Here is a 23,975-nt window from a genome sequence, read left to right on the forward strand (position 1 = left end):
CTAGCTGGCGGCGAAGGGATTGGTCCGCGGCGACAAGACGCCCGATGGCAATTTGCTCGTGAGGGCGCGGGTCTTGGGTTGGACACGCGATCCGTCGATCACCTCGAGCCGGCCGCAGCGGTTCAAGGTGTGCAACTTCCTGCCGGGCCATGCTGGCCCTGGCCGAAGAGAGTGGCGGATGATCTGCTTGAACGTCGTCGGCGAGAGTTCGACGATTTCCGCCAGGGCAAGCGCTGCCCCGTATCCGCCGGCACAGTCCTGGACCGGGCGCCACAATTTGTCATTGATGGTGACGAAATTCCCCGCAGGCCGCGTGGTCGCGCGATCGATCAGCACGGGGTTGCTGGCATGCGGCAACCACGGGCCCATGAGGTGCTCGGCGTAATAGATCGCCAGCGAATCCGAATAGCCGCCGGTGCCGTCGCGCCAAGCCCCGAACAGATAGTTCAGACCGTTGTGCCGCGTGATCGTGGCATCGGCCAGCTCGACGCCCGAAAGCAGCGTCGCATGCCGCTCCCATTTGTCCGGAAACCGAACGCATTTGTAGATGGCGACATCCCCATTGGTCGAGCTCTCCGGGATCATCCACAACGCGCCATCGTCCTCGATCAAGAACGGATAGGAGAGGTGCCAAGGCTCGTTCAGCACGGGCACAACCTCTCCGACGGGACCGGCATCGTCGAACTCGATTGCCGAAACGATTCCTTTTCCAACCCGGTGATCGAGGTCTTCAAAGAAGACGAATGTTCGCCCCTGCCAGGTGATGGGGAAAGGATCGGCGTAGAAGTGGTTTCCGGGATCGGCAAGGACGTTCCAGCGGGACCCCGACAGATTTCCGGTCTGCCAGACGCCGGCGCCATCATTGAAGCGCCATCCGACATGCCAGTGCGGGGCATAGCAGCAGAGGCGATAGATCTCCTTGGTAATCGATGTCGCTAGGCCGCGCGCAACGTACGCCGCCGGCGGGCGGCCGTTACCAATTCGGGCGGGTCGTGCCATTAGCGGCACGATGCGCGGCCGTCCCGACAGGATGGCCGCCACCATGGTCAGGGTTCGCGCCATGACGGTTTCCAATCCGCCGCTCAGACCGGCCGCGATTTCGGCGGAGGGGTGGCCGCGATCGAGGACGGCACCGTCGACCTCGTCGACGATTTCGATCACCGGCAGATCGCCGGCGAGAATGGCGGCAAGAGCTGCGTTTTCGCCTGCGACTCCATTGAACAGCGGGCGGAGATACTGCCGGGCGGAGCAGTTCGGATCCCGCGCGCCACCGGTGAAATCGACGATGACGTCTGCCGTGCCGGCGCGAGCCTGCATTCGTTCGGGACTGATCTTCAGCCTGTCGGTGCCGCTGTGCTTGCCCTTGTGCAACACCAAACGTTCGAGCTCGAACAGCATGTCGAGACCGGTCGGCCGCGGCTCCGCCGTTGCCGTCCATGCGATCTGGACCGGTACATCCCGGCCGTCAACCGACAGCGTGTCGCGGCCCATCCACTGCCGCGCATGCTCAATTTCACAGCGAAACTCGATGGTCATGTCGAGCCGATCCGTTTCAATGCGTCCCGATCAGATGACCTGGCCGAGAATTCGAACGTATTCCTCCACCATGGCGTCCACTGAATAGCGCAGCTTCAGGCCTTTGGCGTTTTGCCGCAGTTCGTCGCTCAGTTTTTGGTCCGTCAGGAGCCTGGAGACCGCGGCCGACAGCTTGGTATGATCGGCGGCATCGACGAACAGCGCTGTCGGCTTTCCCTCGACGGACAACACCTCGCGCAAGACCGGGAGATCGGTGACGACCGAGGGAACGCCGGCGTTTGCGGCCTCCACAGCGGCCAGGCCGAAGGTCTCCGCCTGCGTCGGAAATACGAACACGTCGAGAGCGGCGAGAAACTCCGCCATCTGGCGCGGGGTGATTTCGCCGAGCAGATGCAGTCTGTCCGATACTCTCAGCTCGTCCGCCAACTGCCGCAGCCGAGCCTCGTCGGCTCCCTGGCCGGCCAGTGCGAGGTGCCAGGAGGGTTGATCCGGCAGCAGCCGTATCGCCGCGTCGAGCCGCTTGTGCGGGTGCAATCTTGCTGCGCAGCCGAGCAGGGTGCTTTCCGGCGGCAGATTAAATTTCTGTCGCGCAGCTTGCTTCGTCAGGGTGAGCGCCTTGTCGTCGAAGCCGTGCGGCACGTGCACCATGCGCGCGCGATAAGCTTTGGGGTAGCGCGAATACTCGCGCTGCATGTCCTGCGAGTTGAGCGTGATGCGGTCGAAGAAGCCGAGGCTGCCCATGACGATGTCGGCGGTGCGGACCGGCCAGCTCATCGACAGCGCGGATGAAACCTGATTGGCGATGACAGGCACGTGGCAGATCAGGCGCGCCACACCGGCGCCGATGACATTGCCGAAGTGCTGAAAGGTCAGAACGGCGTCGGGCCTGGTGGCCCTGAGATGGCCGCCGAGCGTCCACAGCATTTGCAGCAGCGCCAGCGGATTTCCCGGCCGGCTCGTCGCGCAATAGATGGTGTCGGGCGGCTCATCGAACGAATCCGACTTGCGGAAGAAGAACAGATTGGTGACGCGATAGCCGCGGGCGGTCAACCCGGCGCCAAGCAGGCGCGAGATCTCCTGCGCACCCGCGTTCTCCGCCTGGGTCTGTACGAGAAGCACGTGCAGCTTTCGTCCGCCACCGTTGGGTGGCGCGAGTGCTGTCGCAGTGGTCTCGCCCAACGCCTTGTTTGGCTGGTAATGGAGCACGGATCCCGACCCGCTAGAGAAACGAATTTTTCGCATTCTTAACTCCGTGCTTACCATGGAGGCCTCGCGCGGACACCGACTAGCAATAAACGGAGTTAATGCGCGGCCTGACGCAAGGGCATCGTTCGCGAGGGAATTCCGCTGGTTCCTAACCAAGTGAAGAGGACGGGGGTAATCGTCGATTAACCATCGATATTCAGGTTGGAGCGGGGCCACTAAAGCATACGAAAACGATGCACATTCCGCTGGTGCGCTCAAGCCGCGGATGCGCTCTCCTTCATGCGGCACAAGTGACGTATCCTGACGCTCTATTCGCCGGAGTCCGCGCCACGGACCGCGTAGGCGCTAGGCTTCGACGGCGAGAAGCGCAGAAGCCCCAGAATCGAAGGATCGACCCCGGTTCGCCGGCGACAGAGGATGTTGAGGGCGATGGTCGCGAGCGCCAGCGACACAGTGGCCGAGATCGCTGCGCCAAGAACGCCGAGCCAGGGAATGAGGACGAGAAATCCGACCAGCCGCAGCGCTACGTTTCCGGCAATCACGGGGACATACTCGCGCTCATAGCCGGTCAGCTGCAAGATCGCCGCAGAAGGACCGCCCGCCGCCTGGAACGCCGTTCCGATCGCGAGCACGATCAGGACCCAGTGCTGCGCAGCGAAATGCGGCCCGAACAGGTTGAGCAGATGGGGACCTCCAACCCAGATCAGGAGAAGTCCGCTGACCACGCACACCGCGGTCACTTCCGCCATCAGCCGCAACGTTCGCTCGAAGTCCTGATGGTTCTTGCTGAAGTACAGCGAGGGGAGCCGACGTGCGCCAAAACTGTACAGTGCCGCCGACAGCATGGCGAAGATGTTGGCCAGGCGCGAAGCGGCGAAGTAAATTCCGGCGGTTGTCGGGTCCAGCATCCAGTAGACCAGAATGACGTCGAAATACTGGTTCGCGGCTTCGAGGATGGATGCGACCCAGAAATGAAGCGCGCTCGATCTCCAGCGCGACGTCTCGGACCTCACCGCCGTGCCGCGGAAATCCGGCAGAGTTCGCGCAATCGCGATGATCTGTGCAATCAGTCCGACCGACATGGCAATCGTCATCACGGCGATCAATTCCGCGGGATCGAGCTGGCGATGGCCGAACATGATTGCGAGCAGGAACAGCACGACGCTGACGCGCCAGAAGAACTCCCTGTTTCCTTCTCCCATGAGAATGCTGACCAGCGAGCGTGCGATCTGGCTGCCAAGCATCAGCCCCGCATTCACGGCCGTGTAGGCCGACACCGCGATGACCAGCAGCCACGAGGCGCCTTTGATGTTCGCGCCGATAGCCATTGCGCCGATCGCGATCAGCATCGCGACGGAGGAAATCTTCAGGCTCGATAGCAGCACGCCTTTGGTGAGATCGGGCTGATTTCCCACCCGATACTCGTTCAGAAATCGCACCAGCAGCGATTCCTGGCCGACCAGACCGACGACCGCTGCCATCTGGGCCACCGAAAGCCAGGTCGCAAAGATGCCGAACCCATCGGGCGACATCGTTCGTGCCGCAAGCGAGAACAACGCGAACGCAAGCGCGCCGCTACCAACCTTGAGAAGGATGGTTCCGGCAACACCGCGCGTCACGTCGCGCCGCATGAACTGGACGATGGATTCGATCATGGAAATTTAAGAGGCAACTTCCCCTGAAGAGACATTTTTCCGATTACCTGCAAAAGCCTAGCATGCCGAAAAACCGCGAGTGTTAATGAGCGGCCTCCATGATCCCGCGACCGCGGCGACGTCGCGGCCATGCCTGTTGCTTCACTATGGAACATCGTTGAGCCCATTGTCCCAGATAGAGCAAACTGCAGCCTGATCGCGTGGCGGCATAGCGCCGCATCGACGGCCGATGAGGCGAGATGAGCCGCTGGAATGCGGACCGGCTCGCCGGGAATGGCCATCCCGAGCAAGGCGCGTGCCGGATCTCATGGGGCCGCGCAGGTCTCCGCTGCATTAACCGAGATATCGAGAAATGATCGCGTTTGGTCCTGCGATGCTAGATCAGGCGAGAGATTTGCACGGGTAATCATCGTTGACCGTGGGAGCACCGGACCATGACGGCGGATAGCAATGTGCCCGAGCCGATTGCCGCAGCCGGCCCTTCGGCGATCGTCGCCGACATCGCGATCGTTGGCGGCGGCCTCGCGGGCTCGCTGGCGGCGGCCGTGCTCGCGCGGGCAGGGCATCGTGTCGCTCTCGTCGACAAGCGCGCGGTCCATCCGGACGAGTTCCGGGTTGAGAAAATCGGCGGCTACCAGCTGGAGATGTTGCGCAAGCTTGGCTTCCTCGACGCGCTCGACAGCGTCGCCTGCCGATATGATCAGGTGCTTAATATCAGGGACGGCAAGGTAGTCGATGTCAGCGTCGGACGGGCTTACGGACTAGCCTATGCCGATCTCGTCGCCATGGCGCGCAGTCAACTGCCTGATCCGTCCAGCCTGATCGTCGACGAGGTCACGGCCGTCAATTGCAGCGACGATATCCAGCATATCGAGTTCGCGTCCGGGAGGCGCATGACAGCGCGCCTCGTCGTGCTGGCCACGGGCATGGCGGGCGTACTCGGCTACAAGCTCGGTATCAAGCGGCGGGTGCTGGCCGAGCGCCATTCGGTCACGTTTGGATTCACGATCGCGCGCCGGGACGATGTGCCGTTCGATTTCGAGGCGCTGACCTGTTACGGCGAGCGCACAGCGGACGGCATCGATTATCTCAGCCTGTTTCCAGTACGTGGCGGCATGCGGGCAAACCTCTTCATGTTCCGCGACCCGGCCGATCCTGTTATGCGCGAGCTGCGCCGCGAACCGGAAGCGACGGTGTTGCGCCTGCTGCCAGGATTGCGGCCTTACCTTAGCGATTTCCACGTGACCGACCGGGTGCAGAATTGGGTGATGGACCTATCCGTCGTGGAAGGACATCTTCAGCCCGGCGTCGTGCTCATAGGCGATGCCTTCCAAACCAATTGCCCTGCCGCCGGCACGGGCGTTGCCCGCCTGTTGGTCGACGTCGACCGCCTCTGCACTGAATATGCGCCGCGTTGGCTGGTGACCGAGGGCATGAGCCGGGAGAAGATTGCAGAATTCTATTCCGATCCTGACAAGGTCATGGCGGATCAGCAGTCGCTGAAGATGGCGCGCTTCCGGCAGGCCCTGACGTCCCGCAACGACATCGGCTGGGACGTGCGGCGGCGGCTGCACTTCCTGCGACGCAATATCACCCACCGGGTCGATCAAATGCGGCCAGGCTGGCTCGCGCATGTTCGAAGCGTGCTACGCGCCTGAAAGCCGCCCGCACCCATCGGGTCCTCGCGCCGGTCAGCGCGTGGGCGTTGAGGTGCGGGTCGGCAGGAGCCTGAACTCCGACATGCGCTTGGCGGCCAGTTTGAGCCAGGGAGCCTGTTTCAGTGCGAACAAGGAAATGGCGCCCGCGGTGCTGCCGGCCTGCGTGACCGCCCACATCGGCGAGGGCTGCGCGCCGAACAATTTCTTGTAGGGCTCGTCACCGATGGTGAAATCGAGCATCTGATCCCCGCGCTCGATACAGTCCTTCGCGACCTGCTCGAACATCAGCGCGCCGAGGGACTGGCTCTTGTATCCCGCAATGTCGAAGGCGCCCATGATGACGAGGAAGCTGCTTTGATGGCAGAGCCCGAGCACGGCGGCGATCACCTCGCCATCCATCTTCATGGTATAGAGCCGGACAAAGGAGCCGAGGCCGCGCTGCGCCATCTCGGAATAGAAGCCGTAATATTCGGGGCGCTGGAGCAGATCTCCGTCGCCTTGCGCCTGAAAGCGCGGACCGCGGAATTTGCGCATCACGTCCAGCGCCTCAATCACGGAGGCGCTGTCGCCGCAGCATGAAAAACTCAGATTGCCCTTCTTCTGGAGCTGCCGGGATTTCTTTGCGAGCTCCTTCTGGTAGGAACGGTCGATCGCGCTGGCGCGCCATTGCTCGAACGGGGCGACAAGGACGGTCGCGTAGGCATTGGAGTCCATCGCGACGCGGCGGGGCGTAGCCAGGAGGTTCTCGATCGGAAGCCGTCCGTCCGGCAGCTTGGTCATTCGGAGCAGATCGAACGGACGGACGAGGTACCTGATTTCTGCGCAAGCACTCTCGTCCTTGAGCAGCTCGGAAAATACCTGCGGGCTGCACACCGGCGCCAGATAGTCGGAGACGCGGAGGTCCGCGAATTCGACGGTCCGTATCGGGCCGCGCCGGATCCGTAGCAAGGGCAGCACCATCGCAAGGGCGCCCGTCGCGCGGTGGCGGACCACGACAACCAGAGGCGTTGCGCCTGCATGAGACGCGAGCCTGGTATAGAGGGTGTCGAGCCAGAGCGGATGCTGGAACGCGGTGGCAGCCGAGTTGTCGAACAGCTCCGCGTAATCAGGCGACAGGAAGTCGAATCCCTGCTCGATGGCGATGTTGAACGTGCTGCTAGGTCTGTTCATGATACCAGGGAAACCGGATAGCTCGGGACGGTCGATCGAGCCGGATCTGCGCTTTATAGCAGGGTCGTTACGGGCGAGACACCGGCGGCGTGTGATTTGCATTAATGCTTCGCGCAAGGCTCACATCGTTACCAAACCGCTAATTCTCACTACGGCGCCGCCTGGCGGCGTGAGATCGACCCGCGCTAGCGAATTATTAACCGCGCTTAAGGAAGGTCATCTCATGGCCAGCCTGCAGACCGAGGTGGAGTCCGGAGCACCCGGGAGCGCGATCTGGACGACGCGCAGCGTTGGCGTTGAGAAGATAGTCAGGTTCGCGATCAGCTGTTCGATCACCATCAACGTGGTCGCATCGATGGGCATCTTCAACGTCGCGCTACTGCCGGCGGAGCTGAGCTTTCTGCAACAGGCCATAGCCCTTCGATGTGGGCTGTCCTGATCTACGCAAGTGCATTCGTGCAGCCGCGCCTGCGGTTACAGGTCAACCCCGATATGGCGGCGCTGGTCGCATTCTACGCCTTCGCAATTGTCTCGGTGTTCTGGTCCAGCCTGAGCGTCGCGGCGATCATGAAGAGCGCGGCACTTGCGATGACGACGTTCGGTGCATTTTGCCTCGTCACGCGCGTCGACCTGGACGAGATCGTTAAAGCCACGGCCTTTGGGCTCTTCATATTGGTCGCCGCGTCGGCTGTCTGTGCGTTGGCCGTGCCCGAGATCGGGATCGACCACAGCTGGATGCACAACGGTCAATAGCAGGGCGTCTACGAATCCAAGCAGACGCTCGGCTTCGTCGGCGCGTATCTGATGTTCTTGGCTTGCTATCGAAAGATGACGGGGCAGGGGTGGCTGGCTTTCCTCGCCGTGTTCCTGCTGGCATCGACCTGTGTCCTCGCGTCGGAATCGCGCGGCGCCGGCGCTGTCGCCCTGGCCGCCTGCGCCATGCTCGTGACCTCGATGTGGTCGGTCGGCTGCATGAGGCTCTATGCGCTCCTGCCGTTCGTCATGTGCATTCTGGCCGGATTTCTGATCCTGTATTTTGACGCGACGGGATATGACGCCATCCATATCGGCGATGCGAGTATCGATTTCACCGAACGGACCTTCATCTGGCACTACGCGATAAGTCATTTCAACGATGCGCCGCTGCTCGGCTTCGGCATCAACGGCTTCTGGACGGTCCCGTCGATCTACGACTATTTCGAACAGAACCACGGCTGGGTGCTCGACAATTATCACAGCGGCTACATCGCGATCCTGATGGAAACCGGATTTCTGGGATATACGCTCTTTACCGCGAGCGTCCTCCTGTTTTCGCACAAGATCCTCCATCTGATTTCCGCTCGCACGATCGACCGCTCGCATTGTGCCCTCATCATCGGATTCGTCGTCCTCAGCTTTCAGACCAACTTTACGGAGACGACGTTCCTTCGTTCGACGATGTTCACATCCGTGCTCCTGGTGGGCTTTTTCTTTGCGACGTGCAGGCCGGTGCGACCGACGGAATTCCAGGTTTTAGGAATGGAAGCAGTATGACCGCCATGCGCGCGCGTTGGCCGAGAAGCTTCAATCTTGCGGCCGCGGCGTTCTTCCTTGCATCGCTGTTCTCCCACGTCCACGGAGCCGCGCAGACCGCCGCCCGTGACATGCCAAAACTGGGGCGCGGTATCAACATTCTCGGCTACGATGGAATTTGGGAAGGCGGCCAAAACGCGCCATTTCGCCTGGACAATTTGATCGCTATCAAGAAGGCCGGGTTCGCGCATGCCAGGATCAATTTCTTCGGCTTCAAGTTCATGGGGCCGGGGAATGTCCTGGACGAGATCGTCCTGAGGCGGCTTGACGCCGTCATCGAGGAGATTCTCGCGAGGAAGCTCGTTCCCATCGTCGACGAGCACGACACCCATCTTTGCCAGCGCGATGTTTCCGAATGCGCCGAGAAGCTCAAGGCGTTCTGGCGGCAGATCGCCGAGCGCTATGCCGGCAAATATCCGGCACTCGTCTTCGAGGTGTTGAACGAGCCTGGTGGAGAGATGACGTCCGCCGGCTGGAATTCGCTCCTCAATGAATGTCTCGGCATCATCCGCCGCACCAATCTCGAACGGCCGGTCATCGCCGCCGTTCTCAACACCGATGAGATCCCCGTCGACGAGCTGGTTCTGCCGGCCGAGGACAGGCATCTCATCGTCACGTTTCATTATTACGCGCCGATACGGTTCACCCATCAGGGCGCGCCGTGGTCTCCGACGTTTTCGCGGATCGGGCCCCTGGATTGGGGCAGCCCGGAGGATGAAGCGAAAGCTGCCGCCGATTTCAGAAAGATGAGCCTCTGGGCGGACAAAGAGCATCGCCCGGTTTATGTCGGCGAGTTCGGAGTGTACGAGCGTGCGCCATTCGACAGCCGGCAGAGATATTTGTCATTCGTGGCGAGAAGCGCCGACCGGCTCGGCTGGTCATGGGCCTACTGGCAGTTCGATCACGACTTCGCGGCGTTTGACAGTGAGCGTCAGTCCTGGAAGCCGGGTATCCTGCGTGCGCTGATGCCGCCGACGCGTTGAAGTCGCGCCTCCGGTCCGTTTACTTGGCGGAAAGGGTGTCGGGTCAGGACCCGTCGGGCAAAACACCCGCCATCCCGTCAACCCCTTCCCAAAAAAAAACATTCCACTTTACCGAAATTCGGAATTGACGTATGTGTCACCTGTCCCGGCTCATTCCTTGAGGGGCGATCTTGTGGTCGTCACGTTCGCGAGCCGGGCTTGCGGTGGACGCGGCAGCGTTCGGGTACGAGAGGCTAAGGGTAGGGCGGATTGCTCTCCGTGAGCCCAAGGCTTCGTGCCGACGAGCGGCGCTGCTAGGCTTCGTCTCGTCATCAGGTCGGCGGCAACGTGCACAACGCCGTCGAAACCGGTGGCGAAATGGCGGGCCGTGCGTAGGGCAAAACCGTGTGGTCCTGACCGTCGTTGCTACGGCCAAGCTCTTGCGGATGCGGCATTCGCGTCAACCGGCGCGGTGTCGGCGACTTCTGTGAGGCGAGGGAGGCCAAAGAGAACTCGGCTCCCGGGAGAGCACGGCATAAGCCGTCCAACCATCGCGCAGGGAAGGCCGAGTGATTGGCTACACCTGTATGCTGCTGTGCGGTTTCCTTGCGCACCATCTTCGCGCAGCGGACCGCGGGTGCCAGCCGGCACCCGGCCTTCCCTGCGCCCTCTTGGACAAGAGGGTGGAGCGACCAGGCAAAGCTCGGGCGAATCGCGGCGCGAGAACGCGGCTGTGCGTCCGGCCACCGCAATATTCCGGTTCGGGCACCGATGACTTGTCCCTAACGCTAGGGACAGACACGTTGCTGCGATCCGCTTAGCATGGCCCGGCCGGTTGCTCGGGATCGCCGGAGGAAACGCGGATGTCGGACGACATGCCTCTTGAGCGGCGACCATGTCCTGGGGAGCACTGCAAGCTCGAGTCGGGGCGCCTGATGCAGCCGGCGGAGTCATCGAAGCGGACAGGGAGGAACAGGACATGAAGATCGGTTTCGCGCGAGCCTCGCTTCTTGTGGCATGCGTCCTTTATGGACATGCTGCTCACGCGGACATCAAAATTGGAATCGTGATTTCGGCAAGCGGCCCGGGATCCGCACTGGGCCAACCGCAGCTCAAGACGGTTGCCGCTCTTCCGAAAGAGATCGGTGGAGAGAAGGTGACCTATATCGTCCTGGACGACGAGTCGGATTCGACTAAAGGGGTCCAGAACGCGCGCCGGCTGGTGATCCAGGACAAGGTCGACGTGCTGGTCGGTTCCTCTCTGACCCCGGTGACCATGCCGATGCTGGATGTCGCGCTCGAATCAAAGACGCCGCTGCTGTCGCTCGCCGCCGCTACCGCCATCGTCCAACCGATGGATGAGAAGCGCGCCTGGGCTTTCAAGGTCGTTCCCAATGATGACCTCATGGCGGCCGCCATCCTCAAGCATATCGCGACATCAGGCGTGAAGACGCTCGGCTATATCGGCGTTTCTGATGGATACGGCGAGGGCTACTACAAGGAGGTGAGCCGCCTCGCGCCCGCGTTGGGCCTGACCGTGACCACACACGAGGTCTATGCACGCGCCGACACCAGCGTCACGGGTCAGGCGCTCAAGGTGATGTCGACCAATCCCGACGCCGTCTTCATTGCTTCCGCAGGAACTCCGGCGGTCTTGCCGCAGCAGGCGCTCCGCGAGCGCGGATACGCTGGGAAGATATTTCAGACACACGGCGTGGCCAGTGAGGAGTTCATCAAGCTCGGTGGCGCGAACGTCGAAGGTGCCGTATTTGCGGGCGAGGCTTTTACCATTGCCGCCGATCTTCCCACAGGAGATCCGTTCCGTCGCTCGACGGAGGAGTTCGTGACCGCGTATGAAGCGGCGAACGGGCAAAAGCCCAACATGTTCGCTGCTCACCTCTGGGATGTCGTCGCGCTGATCGGAAAAGCTGCACCGGATGCGTTGAAGACAGCAAAGCCTGGCACAACCGAATTTCGCGCGGCTCTGCGGGACGCACTCGAGCGAGGGCAGAACATCTATCTCAACAATGGGCTGTCGAACATGAGCAAGGCCGATCACAACGGCTATGATGAGCGCTCGGCCTTCCTGATCAAGGTCGAAGGCGGGAAGTTCCGCCTGGCAAAGTAGCGGCGCGCCAATCAGTCTTGTACGAGGGGCGCGGAAAACCGCGACTACGCTGATCCTGGTTGATGGTCCGTTTGGGATCCAGAGATGGTTGATCGGGGATAGGGGCGTACCATTCCCGGGCGTTAAGCAGAAAAATCGATTTTCGATTTTCTATTGACCCCTCCGCGTTGCCTTGCCATCATTCAACTCATGGGTCCGCTTCAGTTTCATATGACCGGAAGCCCCGGGGATGGTCCGCGCAGCCTGACATCTGCGTTGCACGAGCGCTTGCGCGCCGACATCCTGGCGACGCGGCTGCTTCCGGGGCAGAAGCTGCATATCGCCGGCCTCGCCAAGCAGTTTTCCGTGAGCCTTGCCGCCGTACGTGAGGCACTTTCCCGACTGGTCGCCGACGGGCTCGTGCTGGCGTCCGACCAGCGTGGCTTCCGGGTGAGCCCGGTGTCACTCGCCGATCTCGCCGACGTGACGCAGACCCGGATCGACATCGAGGGCCTTGCGCTCCGTCGCTCGATCGGGCGCGGCGACGATGCCTGGCTTGCCTCCGTGAAATCCGCCTGGGCGGACCTGAAGGCGGTTCCCTATCGCTACCCCGACGATCCGACAGTGCATTATGAGGAGTGGGTGGTCCGCCATCGCATCTTCCATCGTGCACTGGTCAATGCCTGCGGCTCGCCGTGGCTGCTCGGCTTCCGCGACGTGCTGCACGAACAAAGCGAGCGATATCGCCGCCTCTCGATCCGCAGGGAGGTCGGCAAGCCGCGCGACGTCGAGGCTGAACACAAGGCGATTGTCGCTGCCGTCGTCAAACGCGACGCGGATGCGGCGGTTCGCGCATTGGCAAAGCACTTCGGCATCACCAAAGAGTTTGTCGAGCTCGCCGCGCCTCGCATTGCGGAGGTGAACGGCGCGAACTGACGATCCGGAAAAATCCGGCAAAGAAAAACAGAGACCGGGAGGAAACAGATCATGAAATTAACTCGCCGCAAGGCGCTATTGGCGTCGCTCTTCGCAGCCGGCGTGCTCGCCGGCCCTGCCACCGCGGCCGAAACCATCCGCGTCGGCCTGCCGACCAAGACCTACTGGCCGACGACGATCGCCGAGACGGCCGTGCGGCAGAAATTGTTCGAGAAGGAAGGCATCCAGGCCGAGCTCACGATCTACCGCAGCGGTGCAGAGACGTTCGAAGGCATGGCTGCGGGCGCGGCCGATATCATCCTCGATCCGCCCTCGCTGGTCTCCGCGGGACGCAAGAAGGGTGTGATGTCACGGATCGTGGCCAATGCCGCGATGGGAAATTTCGGCTGGCAGTTGATGGTCCCGGCCAAGTCGACGCTCGACGTCAAGGGCCTCAACGGCAAGAAGGTCGCAATCACCGCCGCCGGCTCCGGTTCCGACCTGCTCGCACTGTGGACACTCCAGGACAAGAAAATCGATTTCACGCGCGTCCCGGTTGGGGGCGGCGGTCTGGTGCCGAACCTCTTGGCAGGCAACGTCGAGGCCGCCGTGGTCTATTCGCCGCTGAGCTTCCAGATCTCGAAGTCGGGCGAGGCCAAGTCGATCCTCGATTACGCCACGGCGGTGCCGCCGAACCTCACGGCAGGCTGGATCGTGCTCGACAAATTGGCGGAGGCAAAGCCTCAGCTGGTTCAGAAGGCGGTGAACGCCCTCTATGGCGCGGTTGCGTTCATGCGCGCCAATCGCGACGTGACCGTCAAGCTGATCGCCGAGCTCTACGAAATGCCGGCCGAGATCGCCGCCCTGGAATACGACAACACGATCATGAAGCTCGAGACCAGCGGCGACATGGGCGCGCCTGACGTGAACGCGGCCGTGCAGCTGTCGCTGGACCTCGCCAAGCTCGGCGGGCTCAAGGACATCGTGCCGGTCGAGGACGTGATCTCGACCAGGTTCAAGCCGGTTCCAACCAAGCCGTAACGATGCAGAACTCTCTCGCCATCAAGCTCGCACGGATCGCGATCGTCATCGCGGTCCTGGCGCTATGGGAGTTGCTGTCGCGCTCCGGCATCGTCAATCCGCGCCTGCTGCCCTCGGCGTCAGACACGTTTGCGACGCTAGGCGACCTCCTGCAGCGCGCGGCCGTGCGGAAAGACCTGATGGTGACGGCGACCGAAGTGCTGGCTGCGTTCGCGCTGGCCGTCCCCTTCGGTGCCGTGATCGGCTTCCTGGTTGCGGAGAACCGTTACTTCGCCGACGTGGCCAAGCCGCTGCTGTTCTTCGCCTTCAGCATCCCGAAGTCGATCTTCCTGCCGATGTTCATCCTCGTCTTCGGCGTCGGCTTCGCTCAGAAGGTCGGGTTTGGGTTCTTCTCCACGATCTTCATCGTGATCATGTCGACGACCACGGCGGTGGAGTCGGTCAAGGTCGAGCATCTCACGGTGGCGCGCTCCTATGGCGCAACTCCGATGCAGACGGCGTTCCGGGTCTATCTGCCGAGCATGCTGCCGGTGCTGCTGGAGGCCCTGCGGATCTCCATGATCTTCAACCTCACCGGCGTGATCCTTGCCGAGATGTACGCCTCGCGCGACGGCATCGGCCACCAGATCGCGACCTGGGGCGAGAACTTCCAGATGAAGCAGCTCCTCGCCGGCGTCGTAATGGTCGCCGCGATCGCCATGACCTTCAACGAGCTTGTCAGATGGGTGGAAACGCGATGCAGCCATTGGCGAACGTGACCCCGTTGAAGCCTCCCGCGCGCGCCGGCGCGATCGAGGTGAAGAATGTCGGCCAGGTCTTCAAGACCAGGTCCCAGGACGTCGTCGCCCTCGAAGACGTTTCGCTCGATATCAAGCCGGGTCGCTTCGTCGTGCTGGTCGGCCCGAGCGGTTGCGGCAAGTCGACGCTTTTGATGATGATGGCGGGCCTGCGCCAGCAGACCTCGGGCACGATCACGATCAATGGCACGCCGATTCCGCGGCCCGATCCGGACAGGGTCGGCGTGGTCTTCCAGGAGGCGAGCCTGTTTCCCTGGCTGACCGCCGAAGACAATGTCGAGTTTCCGCTGGCCCTGCGTGGCGTGCCCAAGGCGGAGCGCCGCGCCAAGGCGCAGGATGCGCTCACGCTGGTCGGCCTCGACGGATTCGGCAGGCGCCATCCGCACGAGCTCTCGGGCGGCATGAAGCAACGCGTCTCAATCGCGCGCGGGCTGGTGCAGGACCCGCCGGTGCTGCTGATGGACGAGCCGTTTGCTGCGCTCGACGAGCAGACCCGCATGACAATGGGTGACGAGCTGCTGCGCATCTGGGCGGCGACAGGCAAGACCGTCGTCTTCGTCACGCACAGCCTCACCGAAGCGGTCTATCTTGCCGACGAGGTGATCGTGATGTCGGCGCGGCCCGGCCGCATCGTCGATCATCTCCAGGTCCAGCTGCCGCGGCCCCGCACCTACGAGATGCTGAGCGGCGATGCCTTCGGCAGCTTGCGCGACCGCATCTGGCGGCATATCCGCAAATCGGCGTGAGGCGGAGATGAGCGCCAAGATGACCGCCAAGCTGACTGCGAAGATAAGTGCGAAGACACTGCGATATCTGATCGTGATCGGCCTGATTGCGCTGTGGGAGCTGCTGCCGCGCACCGGTCTCATTCCCGAGCTGTTCCTGCCGTCCCTGTCATCGACGCTGATGGCCGGATGGACCGAGGCGCCCGAATACGGTCATGCGCTCGCAGTGACGCTCTACGAAGTCATGGTCTCCATGGCCTTCGCCTGCGGCGGCGGCATCCTGCTCGGCGCTATCGTCGGCAGCCTGCCGGGTCCGCGCGTCCTGATCATGCCGATAGTGTCGAGCCTCTATGCAGTGCCGCTCGTGATCCTCTATCCCGTCTTCACGGTGTGGCTCGGCATCGGCTCGGAATCCAAGATCGCCTTCGCCTCGATTTACGGTTTCCTGCCAACAATGCTGGCCACCGCCGCCGGCATCCAGACCATCGACCCTCAGCTCCTGCTCGCGGCACGCAGCATGGGCGCCACGCTGAGCCAACGGCTGGTTCGCGTCATCATTCCCGCGGCGATTCCGACCGTGCTGTCGGGGCTCCGCGTGGGAGGCGCGCTGGTCATCGTTGGCGTCGTCGTCTCGGAGATGCTGATTTCCTCGGCCGGCATCGGTTATCTGATCTCGCGCTACCGCACGATCCTCGACAGTCCGCACGTGTTCGCCGGCGTCCTCCTCGTGCTGTTCATGGCGATCGCCTTCAATGCCGCGATCCGGGGGATCGAGCGCAAGGCGGCGATCTGGCAGACCGGCACGCGCGCTGGTCAGGCAAACGATGACATCGCATCGGGCGCGATGCAGCCGGCGACCTGAGGAAATTCCGCGTGTTCGATCTGACTCTGACATTCGACAATGGCCCCGATCCCAACGTGACGCCGCGCGTGCTCGACACTCTCGGAGAGCGCGGCATCAAGACCACGTTCTTCGTCATCGGCGAGAAGCTCGCCGATCCCGCGCGGCATGGCCTTGCGATGCGAGCGCACGGGGAGGGGCACTGGATCGGCAATCACACCTTCACCCACAGCGTCCCGCTCGGTGAGCGGCCGGATCGCGATACAGCGAAGAGCGAAATTGGCCGCACACAGGCCGCGATCGGTGATCTCGCCCATCCACAGCGCTGGTTCCGGCCGTTCGGTGGCGGCGGCAATCTCGATACGCGGCTGCTGAAGCCATCCGTCGTCGACTATCTCACCCGCCACAAGCATAGCTGTGTGCTCTGGAACGCGATCCCCCGCGACTGGGACGATCCCGACGGCTGGACCGAGCGCGCCGTTGTCCAGTGCAGCCGGCAACTCTGGACGCTGATGGTCCTGCACGATCTTCCGACCGGGGCGATGGACCATCTGGAGCGGTTCCTCGACCGCGCCGAGGCGGCCGGTGCCCGCTTCCGCCAGGATTTCCCGCCGCAATGCGTTCCGATCCGCAACGGCGCGATCGCACTTCCGATCAACGACTATGTTTCCTCCATCGAAGAGAGCGTCTGACTGATGAAAATCGCAAGTTTCACGATCGCCGGCACCGCGAGCTTTGGCATTGTCACCGACAACGGCGTCATCGATGCGGGCAAGCGTCTCAAGGCATATCCGACGCTGAAGACGCTGCTTGCCAAGGGATCGCTCGACGAACTGAAAAAGCTTGCGGCCGAGAAGCCCGACTACGCGCTGCAGGACGTCACGCTGCTGCCGACCGTCCCCGACCCCGACAAGATCTTCTGCATCGGCGTCAACTACGCCACCCATCTCGCCGAGAGCGGCCATCCCACCCCGCCACACCCGATGATCTTCACCCGTTTCGCCAACAGCCAGGTCGGACATGGCCAGCCGATGATCCGGCCGCTCGAATCCGAGCGATTCGACTATGAGGGCGAGATGGCGGTTGTCATCGGCAAGGCCGGCCGCCGCATCTCGCGCGAAGCCGCGTTGAGCCATGTCGCCGGTTATGCCTGCTACAATGACGGCAGCATCCGCGACTGGCAGCGCCACACCTCGCAATTCGCGCCCGGCAAGAATTTCGCCGGCACAGGCGGCTTTGGGCCCTGGATGGTCACGACCGACGAATTGACCGACGTCAGCAAACAGACCTTGATTACCCGGCTCAACGGCGTCGAGGTACAGAAGGCCCCGATCTCCGATCTCGTCTTCGACGTGCCGGCGCTGATTGCTTACTGCTCGACCTTCACCGAGCTCGCGCCAGGCGACGTCATCGTCACAGGCACGACCGGCGGTGTCGGCGCTTATCGCAATCCGCCGCTGTGGATGAAAGGCGGCGACGTCGTGGAAATCGAGATTTCCGGGATCGGGATTCTCCGCAATCCCGTCAAGGACGAAGAGCCGGCCACGGCGACGCACGCGGCTTGATTGGCTGCGCTCGACAACAAGAAGAAGGAGACCCTCATGCCGATGCCAACGCATATCCTCCCGACCACGGTGGTCGGAAGTTATCCGCAACCGGAATGGCTGGTGAATCGCGCCATGCTGTCGAAGGTGGTGCCGCGCACCCGCCTGCACGACATGTGGCGGCTGCCAGCGGAACATCGGGAGGAGGCCCAGGACGATGCGACGATCGTCGCGATCCGCGACATGGAGCGCGCCGGCATCGACATCGTGACCGATGGCGAAATCCGCCGCGAGAGCTATTCCAACCGCTTCGCCACGGCGCTCGACGGGATCGACGGAGACAATCCCGCGATGATCGTGGCGCGCACCGGTAACACCCAGACCCCGGTGCCGCGCGTCGTCGGCCCCGTGAAACGCAAGGGACCGGTCGAGCTGCACGACATGCAGTTCCTGCGCAGGAATACCGATCGTGCAGCGAAGATCACCCTGCCGGGTCCGTTCACCATGAGCCAGCAGGCCAAGAACGAGTTCTACAAGGACGACGAAGAGCTCGCGATGGCCCTTGCGGAGGCCGTCAATGCCGAGGCGCTCGATCTGCAAAGAGCAGGCGCAGACGTGATCCAGCTCGACGAGCCCTGGGTGCGGAACAATCCGGATTCTGCCAAGCGCTACGCCGTCAAGGCAATCAACCGCGCGCTGAAGGGCATCACAGTGCCGACCGTCGTGCATCTCTGTTTCGGCTATGCGGCGGTCGTGCCGGGCTCGAACAAGCCGGCCGGCTATTCGTTCCTCGCCGAGCTCGACGATACGACTGCCGACCAGATCTCGATCGAGGCGGCGCAGCCAAAACTCGACCTCGGCGTTCTGAAGGACCTCTCCTCAAAGAAAATCATGCTCGGTGTGCTCGACCTCGCAGACCCCCAGATCGAGAGCGTCGATACCGTCGCCGACCGCATTCGCAACGGCCTGAAATATGTGTCGCCCGATCGTCTCGTTCCCGCGCCCGATTGCGGCATGAAATACATGCCACGCGTCGTCGCGTTTGGAAAATTGAAGGCGATGTGCGATGCGGCGGCCAAGGTTCGGCAGGAGCTTGGTTGACGAGGTTCGAGCCGTTCGCCAGCGATTGCACGATCTGGGTTTGGTCCGCCTCAGACCCAGCCGCCATCGACGATGTAGTGCTGAGCTGTGCAGGCGGAGGCCTCGTCGGAAGCGAGGAAGATGGTGAACTTCGCGACCTCGTCCGGCACGAGCTTGCGCTTCAGGCATTGTCGTTGCATCAGCTCGACTTCGCCCTGTGGCGTCATCCATTTATCGAGCTGGCGCTCGGTCATGATCCATCCCGGCGCGATTGCGTTCACGCGGATGTTGTAGGCGCCGTAATCGCGCGCCAGAGAGCGCGTGAGACCGATCACGCCTGATTTGCTGGCGGTGTAGGCGGCCATGCCGCCCTGTCCGGCGATCCACGACACCGAGCCGAAATTGACGATGGCGCCGGCGTTCGCCGCCTTCATGTCCGGCAACACGGCCTGCGCAGCAAAGAACTGGTGCTTCAAGTTGACCGCGATACGGTTGTCCCAATATTCCGGTGTCATTTCCTCGGTGCTGTGCCGCTCGTCATGTGCGGCATTGTTGACGAGGATGTTGATCGCGCCGTGCATGTTGCGCGCCTCCGCAACGCCGGCACGTAACGCGGCGATATCGGTCAAGTCGACACGCATGAAACGCGCGCCAAGACCTTGATCCGACAGCTCGCGTGCCAGGGATTGGCCCTCGTCGACTTTGATGTCGAAGAACACGACATTGGATTTCTGCTGGGCGAAGCGCCGCACGATCGCAGCGCCAATTCCAGATGCGCCCCCGGTGACGAGAACGACCTTGCCGGCGAGGTCGGAATAAACGGCAGCCATGGATATCCCTCGATTTGCGTTGGGGCAGCGCGACGCGCCGCCCGACTCTCCCGCGCACCTTAGCGATCTCCTTCGTGAGGTGCATAGATCAGAATTTCAGTTGCGTACCTCAAAAATCGAAGGCAGGATTGCACCAAGAATAAGAGCCGTTGGGAGGAATGTGATGAGACTGCTCGGGAAACTGGGACTGGCCGTTGTCGCATGCCTGTTCGGTGCGAAACTCGCTGCGGCCGATACGACGGTGAAATGGCTGCACATCGAGGCCAATCCGGCCCAGGTCAAAATCTGGGAGGAGGTCGCGCGTGCCTATGAGGGGTCGCACCCGGGCGTCAAGGTCGAGATGCAGTTCCTCGAGAACGAGGCCTACAAGGCCAAGCTGCCGACCATCCTGCAATCCAAAGACCGGCCCAATATCATCTACAGTTGGGCCGGCGGTGTCCTGAAGACGCAGATCGAGGCCGGCGTGCTCGACGACATCACCGATTCTGTGAAGGGCTACAGCGACAATCTCACACCCGCGGCACTCGCCGCCTTCACCAGCAACGGCCGGGTTTATGGTCTGCCCACGGCGCTCTCGCAGGTCGGCTTCCTCTGCAACAAGGAGCTGATGGCCAAGGGGAAGGTCGATCCTGCCGGGATCAAGAGCTGGGACGATCTGCTTGCTGCCGTGAAGGCGTTGAAATCCGCCGGCGTGACCCCGATCGTGGTCGGCGGCGCCGACAAATGGCCGCTGCACTTCTACTGGACGCATCTTGCGGTGCGCATCGGCGGCAAGGCGGCGTTCGATGCGGCGCTGCGCGGCGAGAACGGCGGCTTTGCCGGGGAAACCTTCCAGAAATCCGGCGAGCTGTTCAAGCAGCTCGTGGATCTCCAGCCGTTCCAGAATGGCTTCCTGGGTTTCAAGAACCCGCAGGCGGTCGGCTATTTCGGGGACGGCAAGGCGGCGATGACGCTGGCGATCAGCACGGTCTATCATCTGCAGCGCGCTCTCGCCGCCGACAAGGTCGGATTGACCGAGGACAAGATGTGCTGGTTCGACTTCCCGGTCGTGACCGGCGGCAAGGGTGCGCCCACCGATACGCTCGGCGGCATCACCGGTTGGCTGATTACGAAAGGCTCGCCGAAGGAGGCTGTCGATTTCCTGAAATACTTCGTCTCCAAAGAGGTGCAGACGCGGCTTGCCGCCGGCAACTTCATCATCCCGGTGGTACAGGGCGCGGACGCAGGGCTGAACAACAGCTTCATGAAGCTGATTGCCGCCAATCTGGCGAAGTCGAACTACCACCAGAACTTTTATGACCAGAGCCTGGGTCCGTCGGTCGGCCGCGTCGTCAACGACGTCACGGCCGAGATCGCCGGCGGCAGCATGAGCCCGCAAGAGGCTGCCAAGGCGATCGAGACTGCGTGGAAGCAGGGCAACTGACGGTGGCGCGGCGGACCGCGAGCGTGTCGGCGATCGGCGCTGCTGGCGAGATGGTGCCCCAGGTCACGGTCCGTGGCCCGAGTTGGGACGGCAGGCTGACGGTGCTCATCCTGTTCCTGCCGCCGGCGCTGCTATTGTTCACGTTGTTCGTTGTGCTGCCGATCGGCGAAGCGGCCTGGTATTCGGGGTTCAACTGGAACGGGTTCGGCAGGCCGACCAACTGGATTGGCTTGGACAATTACCGCTTCGTGCTCGAGACCCGCGCCTTCTGGCTCGCGCTGCGTAACAACGGGCTGATCATCGCTGTTTCGCTCTCCATCCAGCTGCCGCTTGCGCTCACGCTGGCCTTGATGCTCGCCGAGCGCTTTCGCGGGGCAGTGGCGCTGCGCATGCTGTTCTTCATGCCCTATATCCTGGCGGAGATCGCGACCGGGCTGATCTTCAGCTTCGTCTATGATGGCGACTACGGCCTTGTGGCTTCGATCTGGCGCAGCTTCGGCGCCGAGCCTCCGCATCTGCTTGCCTCGACCGATACGGCCATGCTGGCGGTGCTGATCGTGATCGTCTGGAAGTACTTTGGCTTCCACATGATGCTGTTCATCGCAGCGCTCCAGGGCCTCGACAAGAGCCTGGTCGAGGCGGCGCGTATCGACGGCGCGACCCGATCGCAAGCCCTGCGACATGTGGTCATCCCGTTGCTCTATCCGACGATAAGGCTCTCCGTGTTCTTCGCTATCGTCGGTTCGCTGCAGCTGTTCGACCTCGTTATGCCCCTGACGCGCGGCGGGCCAGCGGACTCCTCGAACACGATGGTGAGCTTCCTCTACAACAACGGCATCTCGCGCATGCGGGTCGGCTACGGCAGCGCCATCGGGGTCATCCTGTTTGCGATCTGCGTGACCTTTGCTTTCACGTACAAGCGATGGTTCATGCGCGATGAGTAACGCCAGGACCTTCCATGCGCCGTTCGAGCTCTCAATGCTGTTCAAGCTGGTGTTCCTGGCCGTCGTTGCCATCATCGTAATGGTACCGCTGCTTGCGACCTTGTTCGGTGGCTTCAAATCGCTCGGCGAACTGCGCGTCAATCCGTTCGGCCTGCCACGTCACTGGGAGTGGCAGAACTATGCTGATATCCTGTTCTCTGCACGCTACTGGCAGCTCTTGCGCAACTCGCTGATCATCTCGACCCTCACGGTGGCACTGACCCTGATCGTCGCCTCAATGGCGGCGTTCACCTTCGCCCATATCAGGTTCTACGGCAGCTCGATGCTGCTGAGCTACCTGACGCTGGGCCTGCTGTTTCCGGCCGCGACGGCGGTGCTGCCGCTCTTCATCAAGGTGCGCGACCTCGGGTTGCTCGATACATATCTCGGGGTAGCCCTGCCGCAGGCGGCCTTCAGTCTTGCGATGAGCGTGCTGCTGCTGCGGCGTTTCTTCAAGGACATCCCCTACGAACTGCTGGAGGCCGCGCTGGTCGACGGCTGCAGCTATATCAAATTCTTCCGCTATGTAACGTTGCCGTTATCGCGGCCGATCCTGGCGACCGTCGGTACCATCACCTTCGTCAACAGCTGGAACGCCTATCTGCTGCCGCTGGTGATGCTCAACACCGACGCGCTCTATCCCTGGCCGCTCGGCATCATGGTTTATCAGGGCGAGTATTCGTCCGAGTGGCATCTGATCCTGGCCTTCATCACGCTAACCATCCTGCCGACGATCATTTTATTTCTTCTGGCGCAGAAACACATCGTCGCAGGCCTCACCGCCGGTGCGGTCAAGGGATGAACGGTACCTCACGGAGATCACAATGAGAAAAGTAGGCATCGGCATCATCGGCTGCGGCAATATCAGCACCGCTTATCTGAAGGCGGCCCAGCGCTTCGCAGTCATGGAAATCAAGGCGCTCGCCGATATGCGCAGCGATGCGGCAGAGCGGCAGGGCGCCGCCTTCGGGCTGCCGGCAATGCGGGTTGATCAGCTGCTCAAGCGAGACGACGTCGAGATCGTCATCAATCTCACTGTGCCACTCGCCCACACTGACGTCAGCCTCGCGGTGCTGAACGCCGGCAAGCACGTTCATTCCGAGAAGCCGCTCGGCATCAACGTCACGGAAGCCCGCAAGGTGATGGACCTCGCCGCGCAGAAGAGCCTTCGCGTCGGCTGCGCGCCCGATACGTTCCTTGGCGGTGGGCATCAGACCGCGCGCAAGCTGATCGACGATGGCGCGATAGGCACGCCCGTGGCCGGTAGCGCGTTCTTCGGCTGCCCCGGCCACGAGCGTTGGCATCCGGCGCCGGGTTTCTACTATTTGCGCGGCGGCGGGCCTATGCTTGACATGGGCCCGTACTACATCACCGACCTCGTGCAGCTGCTCGGCCCCGTGGCGAGCGTGATGGGCTCGACCGCGCGTCCGAAATCCGAGCGGCTGGTCACCAGCCAGCCGATGAACGGGACGTTGATCCCGGTCGAAGTTGCGACCCATGTCGCCGGCACGCTCGAATTCGAGAGCGGGGCGGTCGTCTCGATCGCGATGAGCTTTGATGTTCCCAAGCACCGGCACGCGCCAATCGAGATCTATGGCGACAAGGGCAGCATGCTCGTGCCGGACCCGAACCGCTTCGGCGGCGAAGTACAAGTCGCCAAGACCGGCGGCGACTGGGAGCCGGTGCCGCTGACCCACGGTCATGTCGATGGCGAGTTCCGTTCCATTGGCGTCGCGGACATGGCCTCCGCGATCCTGAACAACCGGCCGCACCGTGCCAGCGGCGCGCTCGCGTTCCACGTGCTGGAGGTGATGGAGGCGTTCCAGATCTCTGCCGACGAAGGGCGACGCGTCAAGATCGAGAGCTGCGTCGAGCGGCCGGCGATGCTGCCGGCCGGGCGTGAAACCGGACAGATCGACTAAGGACAGAA

20 protein-coding genes and 1 pseudogene are annotated in these 23,975 nt (G+C 62.5%); 16 read left to right on the forward strand and 5 right to left on the reverse strand.

Features of this window, described 5'->3' with window-relative positions; all coding sequences use genetic code 11:
• From IVB48_RS36550 to IVB48_RS36560, 3 genes are all read right to left on the reverse strand, one after another.
• Window positions 1-1,536, reverse strand: a complete 1,536-nt coding sequence (locus IVB48_RS36550; protein ID WP_247407884.1) for a hypothetical protein — start codon at window positions 1,534-1,536, stop codon at window positions 1-3.
• Window positions 1,537-1,566: 30 nt separating this feature from the next.
• Complete coding sequence (locus IVB48_RS36555; RefSeq protein ID WP_247408800.1) at window positions 1,567-2,742, reverse strand: glycosyltransferase family 4 protein; 1,176 nt, start codon at window positions 2,740-2,742, stop codon at window positions 1,567-1,569.
• Window positions 2,743-3,050: 308 nt separating this feature from the next.
• Window positions 3,051-4,397 (reverse strand): polysaccharide biosynthesis C-terminal domain-containing protein, encoded by a 1,347-nt coding sequence (locus tag IVB48_RS36560; protein ID WP_247407886.1) that lies wholly within the window; start codon window positions 4,395-4,397, stop codon window positions 3,051-3,053.
• 434 nt (window positions 4,398-4,831) lie between these two features.
• On the opposite strand from IVB48_RS36560, the gene IVB48_RS36565 reads away from it, so the two are divergent.
• Window positions 4,832-6,055: an NAD(P)/FAD-dependent oxidoreductase gene (locus tag IVB48_RS36565; RefSeq protein ID WP_247407888.1), complete on the forward strand. Its 1,224-nt coding sequence runs from the start codon at window positions 4,832-4,834 to the stop codon at window positions 6,053-6,055.
• Between the two features lie 33 nt (window positions 6,056-6,088).
• Here the strand turns inward: IVB48_RS36565 and IVB48_RS36570 are convergent, their stop codons facing one another.
• Window positions 6,089-7,225: a GNAT family N-acetyltransferase gene (locus tag IVB48_RS36570; RefSeq protein WP_247407891.1), complete on the reverse strand. Its 1,137-nt coding sequence runs from the start codon at window positions 7,223-7,225 to the stop codon at window positions 6,089-6,091.
• A 223-nt stretch (window positions 7,226-7,448) separates the two neighbouring features.
• Between IVB48_RS36570 and IVB48_RS41495 the strand changes: the two are divergent.
• The 11 genes and pseudogenes from IVB48_RS41495 (at window position 7,449) to IVB48_RS36635 (ending at window position 18,830) form a co-directional block, all read left to right on the forward strand.
• Window positions 7,449-8,758 (forward strand): annotated as a pseudogene (locus IVB48_RS41495) (O-antigen ligase family protein).
• A complete protein-coding gene (locus tag IVB48_RS36590; RefSeq protein WP_247407899.1) occupies window positions 8,755-9,780 on the forward strand; it encodes a cellulase family glycosylhydrolase in 1,026 nt (341 codons plus the stop codon). The pseudogene IVB48_RS41495 and the gene IVB48_RS36590 overlap by 4 nt, the downstream one beginning before the upstream one ends.
• 958 nt (window positions 9,781-10,738) lie before the next feature.
• Window positions 10,739-11,887 carry an ABC transporter substrate-binding protein gene (locus IVB48_RS36595; RefSeq protein ID WP_027569289.1) on the forward strand — a complete coding sequence of 383 codons (1,149 nt, stop codon included), beginning with the start codon at window positions 10,739-10,741 and terminating at the stop codon, window positions 11,885-11,887.
• Window positions 11,888-12,097: 210 nt separating this feature from the next.
• The gene (locus IVB48_RS36600; protein WP_247407900.1) at window positions 12,098-12,802 is read left to right on the forward strand and encodes a GntR family transcriptional regulator; all 705 of its coding nucleotides are present in this window, start codon (window positions 12,098-12,100) and stop codon (window positions 12,800-12,802) included.
• 51 nt (window positions 12,803-12,853) lie between these two features.
• Window positions 12,854-13,822: an ABC transporter substrate-binding protein gene (locus tag IVB48_RS36605; RefSeq protein ID WP_247407901.1), complete on the forward strand. Its 969-nt coding sequence runs from the start codon at window positions 12,854-12,856 to the stop codon at window positions 13,820-13,822.
• A 2-nt stretch (window positions 13,823-13,824) separates the two neighbouring features.
• Complete coding sequence (locus IVB48_RS36610; RefSeq protein WP_247407902.1) at window positions 13,825-14,580, forward strand: ABC transporter permease; 756 nt, start codon at window positions 13,825-13,827, stop codon at window positions 14,578-14,580.
• On the forward strand, window positions 14,559-15,365 hold the full coding sequence (locus IVB48_RS36615; RefSeq protein ID WP_247407903.1) for an ABC transporter ATP-binding protein: 807 nt from the start codon (window positions 14,559-14,561) through the stop codon (window positions 15,363-15,365). The genes IVB48_RS36610 and IVB48_RS36615 overlap by 22 nt, the downstream gene beginning before the upstream one ends.
• Before the next feature lie 7 nt (window positions 15,366-15,372).
• Window positions 15,373-16,206, forward strand: coding sequence for an ABC transporter permease (locus IVB48_RS36620; protein ID WP_247407904.1), 834 nt, complete (start codon window positions 15,373-15,375; stop codon window positions 16,204-16,206).
• Window positions 16,207-16,217: 11 nt separating this feature from the next.
• Window positions 16,218-16,877 carry a polysaccharide deacetylase family protein gene (locus tag IVB48_RS36625; protein ID WP_247407905.1) on the forward strand — a complete coding sequence of 220 codons (660 nt, stop codon included), beginning with the start codon at window positions 16,218-16,220 and terminating at the stop codon, window positions 16,875-16,877.
• 3 nt (window positions 16,878-16,880) lie between these two features.
• A complete protein-coding gene (locus IVB48_RS36630) occupies window positions 16,881-17,750 on the forward strand; it encodes a fumarylacetoacetate hydrolase family protein (protein WP_247407906.1) in 870 nt (289 codons plus the stop codon).
• Window positions 17,751-17,786: 36 nt separating this feature from the next.
• Entirely contained in the window at window positions 17,787-18,830 is a 1,044-nt protein-coding gene (locus tag IVB48_RS36635) for a 5-methyltetrahydropteroyltriglutamate--homocysteine methyltransferase (protein ID WP_247407908.1), read from the forward strand.
• Between the two features lie 50 nt (window positions 18,831-18,880).
• On the opposite strand, the gene IVB48_RS36640 is transcribed toward IVB48_RS36635, so the two are convergent.
• Complete coding sequence (locus IVB48_RS36640; protein ID WP_247407910.1) at window positions 18,881-19,639, reverse strand: SDR family NAD(P)-dependent oxidoreductase; 759 nt, start codon at window positions 19,637-19,639, stop codon at window positions 18,881-18,883.
• Between the two features lie 163 nt (window positions 19,640-19,802).
• Between IVB48_RS36640 and IVB48_RS36645 the strand changes: the two genes are divergently transcribed.
• From IVB48_RS36645 to IVB48_RS36660, 4 genes are read left to right on the forward strand one after another with little or no spacing between them, the layout of a single operon-like run.
• Window positions 19,803-21,062 carry an extracellular solute-binding protein gene (locus IVB48_RS36645; RefSeq protein ID WP_247407912.1) on the forward strand — a complete coding sequence of 420 codons (1,260 nt, stop codon included), beginning with the start codon at window positions 19,803-19,805 and terminating at the stop codon, window positions 21,060-21,062.
• A gap of 50 nt (window positions 21,063-21,112) precedes the next feature.
• Window positions 21,113-22,006, forward strand: coding sequence for a sugar ABC transporter permease (locus tag IVB48_RS36650; protein WP_247408802.1), 894 nt, complete (start codon window positions 21,113-21,115; stop codon window positions 22,004-22,006).
• Window positions 21,999-22,847, forward strand: a complete 849-nt coding sequence (locus IVB48_RS36655) for a carbohydrate ABC transporter permease (RefSeq protein WP_247407913.1) — start codon at window positions 21,999-22,001, stop codon at window positions 22,845-22,847. Before IVB48_RS36650 ends, IVB48_RS36655 begins: the two co-directional genes overlap by 8 nt.
• A 22-nt stretch (window positions 22,848-22,869) precedes the next feature.
• Complete coding sequence (locus tag IVB48_RS36660) at window positions 22,870-23,967, forward strand: Gfo/Idh/MocA family oxidoreductase (RefSeq protein WP_247407915.1); 1,098 nt, start codon at window positions 22,870-22,872, stop codon at window positions 23,965-23,967.
• Window positions 23,968-23,975 lie beyond the last annotated feature (8 nt).

Source organism: Bradyrhizobium sp. 76, from assembly GCF_023073025.1.
Taxonomy (GTDB): Bacteria; Pseudomonadota; Alphaproteobacteria; order Rhizobiales; family Xanthobacteraceae; genus Bradyrhizobium.

Bases quoted from the DNA above. Each gene is read 5' to 3' on its own strand.
- IVB48_RS36550 (WP_247407884.1), bottom strand. From the start codon at position 1,536: ATGACCATCGAGTTTCGCTGTGAAATTGAGCATGCGCGGCAGTGGATG.
- IVB48_RS36560 (WP_247407886.1), bottom strand. From the start codon at position 4,397: ATGATCGAATCCATCGTCCAGTTCATGCGGCGCGACGTGACGCGCGGT.
- IVB48_RS36565 (WP_247407888.1), top strand. From the start codon at position 4,832: ATGACGGCGGATAGCAATGTGCCCGAGCCGATTGCCGCAGCCGGCCCT.
- IVB48_RS36570 (WP_247407891.1), bottom strand. From the start codon at position 7,225: ATGAACAGACCTAGCAGCACGTTCAACATCGCCATCGAGCAGGGATTC.
- IVB48_RS36590 (WP_247407899.1), top strand. From the start codon at position 8,755: ATGACCGCCATGCGCGCGCGTTGGCCGAGAAGCTTCAATCTTGCGGCC.
- IVB48_RS36595 (WP_027569289.1), top strand. From the start codon at position 10,739: ATGAAGATCGGTTTCGCGCGAGCCTCGCTTCTTGTGGCATGCGTCCTT.
- IVB48_RS36600 (WP_247407900.1), top strand. From the start codon at position 12,098: ATGACCGGAAGCCCCGGGGATGGTCCGCGCAGCCTGACATCTGCGTTG.
- IVB48_RS36605 (WP_247407901.1), top strand. From the start codon at position 12,854: ATGAAATTAACTCGCCGCAAGGCGCTATTGGCGTCGCTCTTCGCAGCC.
- IVB48_RS36610 (WP_247407902.1), top strand. From the start codon at position 13,825: ATGCAGAACTCTCTCGCCATCAAGCTCGCACGGATCGCGATCGTCATC.
- IVB48_RS36615 (WP_247407903.1), top strand. From the start codon at position 14,559: ATGCAGCCATTGGCGAACGTGACCCCGTTGAAGCCTCCCGCGCGCGCC.
- IVB48_RS36620 (WP_247407904.1), top strand. From the start codon at position 15,373: ATGAGCGCCAAGATGACCGCCAAGCTGACTGCGAAGATAAGTGCGAAG.
- IVB48_RS36630 (WP_247407906.1), top strand. From the start codon at position 16,881: ATGAAAATCGCAAGTTTCACGATCGCCGGCACCGCGAGCTTTGGCATT.
- IVB48_RS36635 (WP_247407908.1), top strand. From the start codon at position 17,787: ATGCCGATGCCAACGCATATCCTCCCGACCACGGTGGTCGGAAGTTAT.
- IVB48_RS36640 (WP_247407910.1), bottom strand. From the start codon at position 19,639: ATGGCTGCCGTTTATTCCGACCTCGCCGGCAAGGTCGTTCTCGTCACC.
- IVB48_RS36645 (WP_247407912.1), top strand. From the start codon at position 19,803: ATGAGACTGCTCGGGAAACTGGGACTGGCCGTTGTCGCATGCCTGTTC.
- IVB48_RS36650 (WP_247408802.1), top strand. From the start codon at position 21,113: ATGGTGCCCCAGGTCACGGTCCGTGGCCCGAGTTGGGACGGCAGGCTG.
- IVB48_RS36655 (WP_247407913.1), top strand. From the start codon at position 21,999: ATGAGTAACGCCAGGACCTTCCATGCGCCGTTCGAGCTCTCAATGCTG.
- IVB48_RS36660 (WP_247407915.1), top strand. From the start codon at position 22,870: ATGAGAAAAGTAGGCATCGGCATCATCGGCTGCGGCAATATCAGCACC.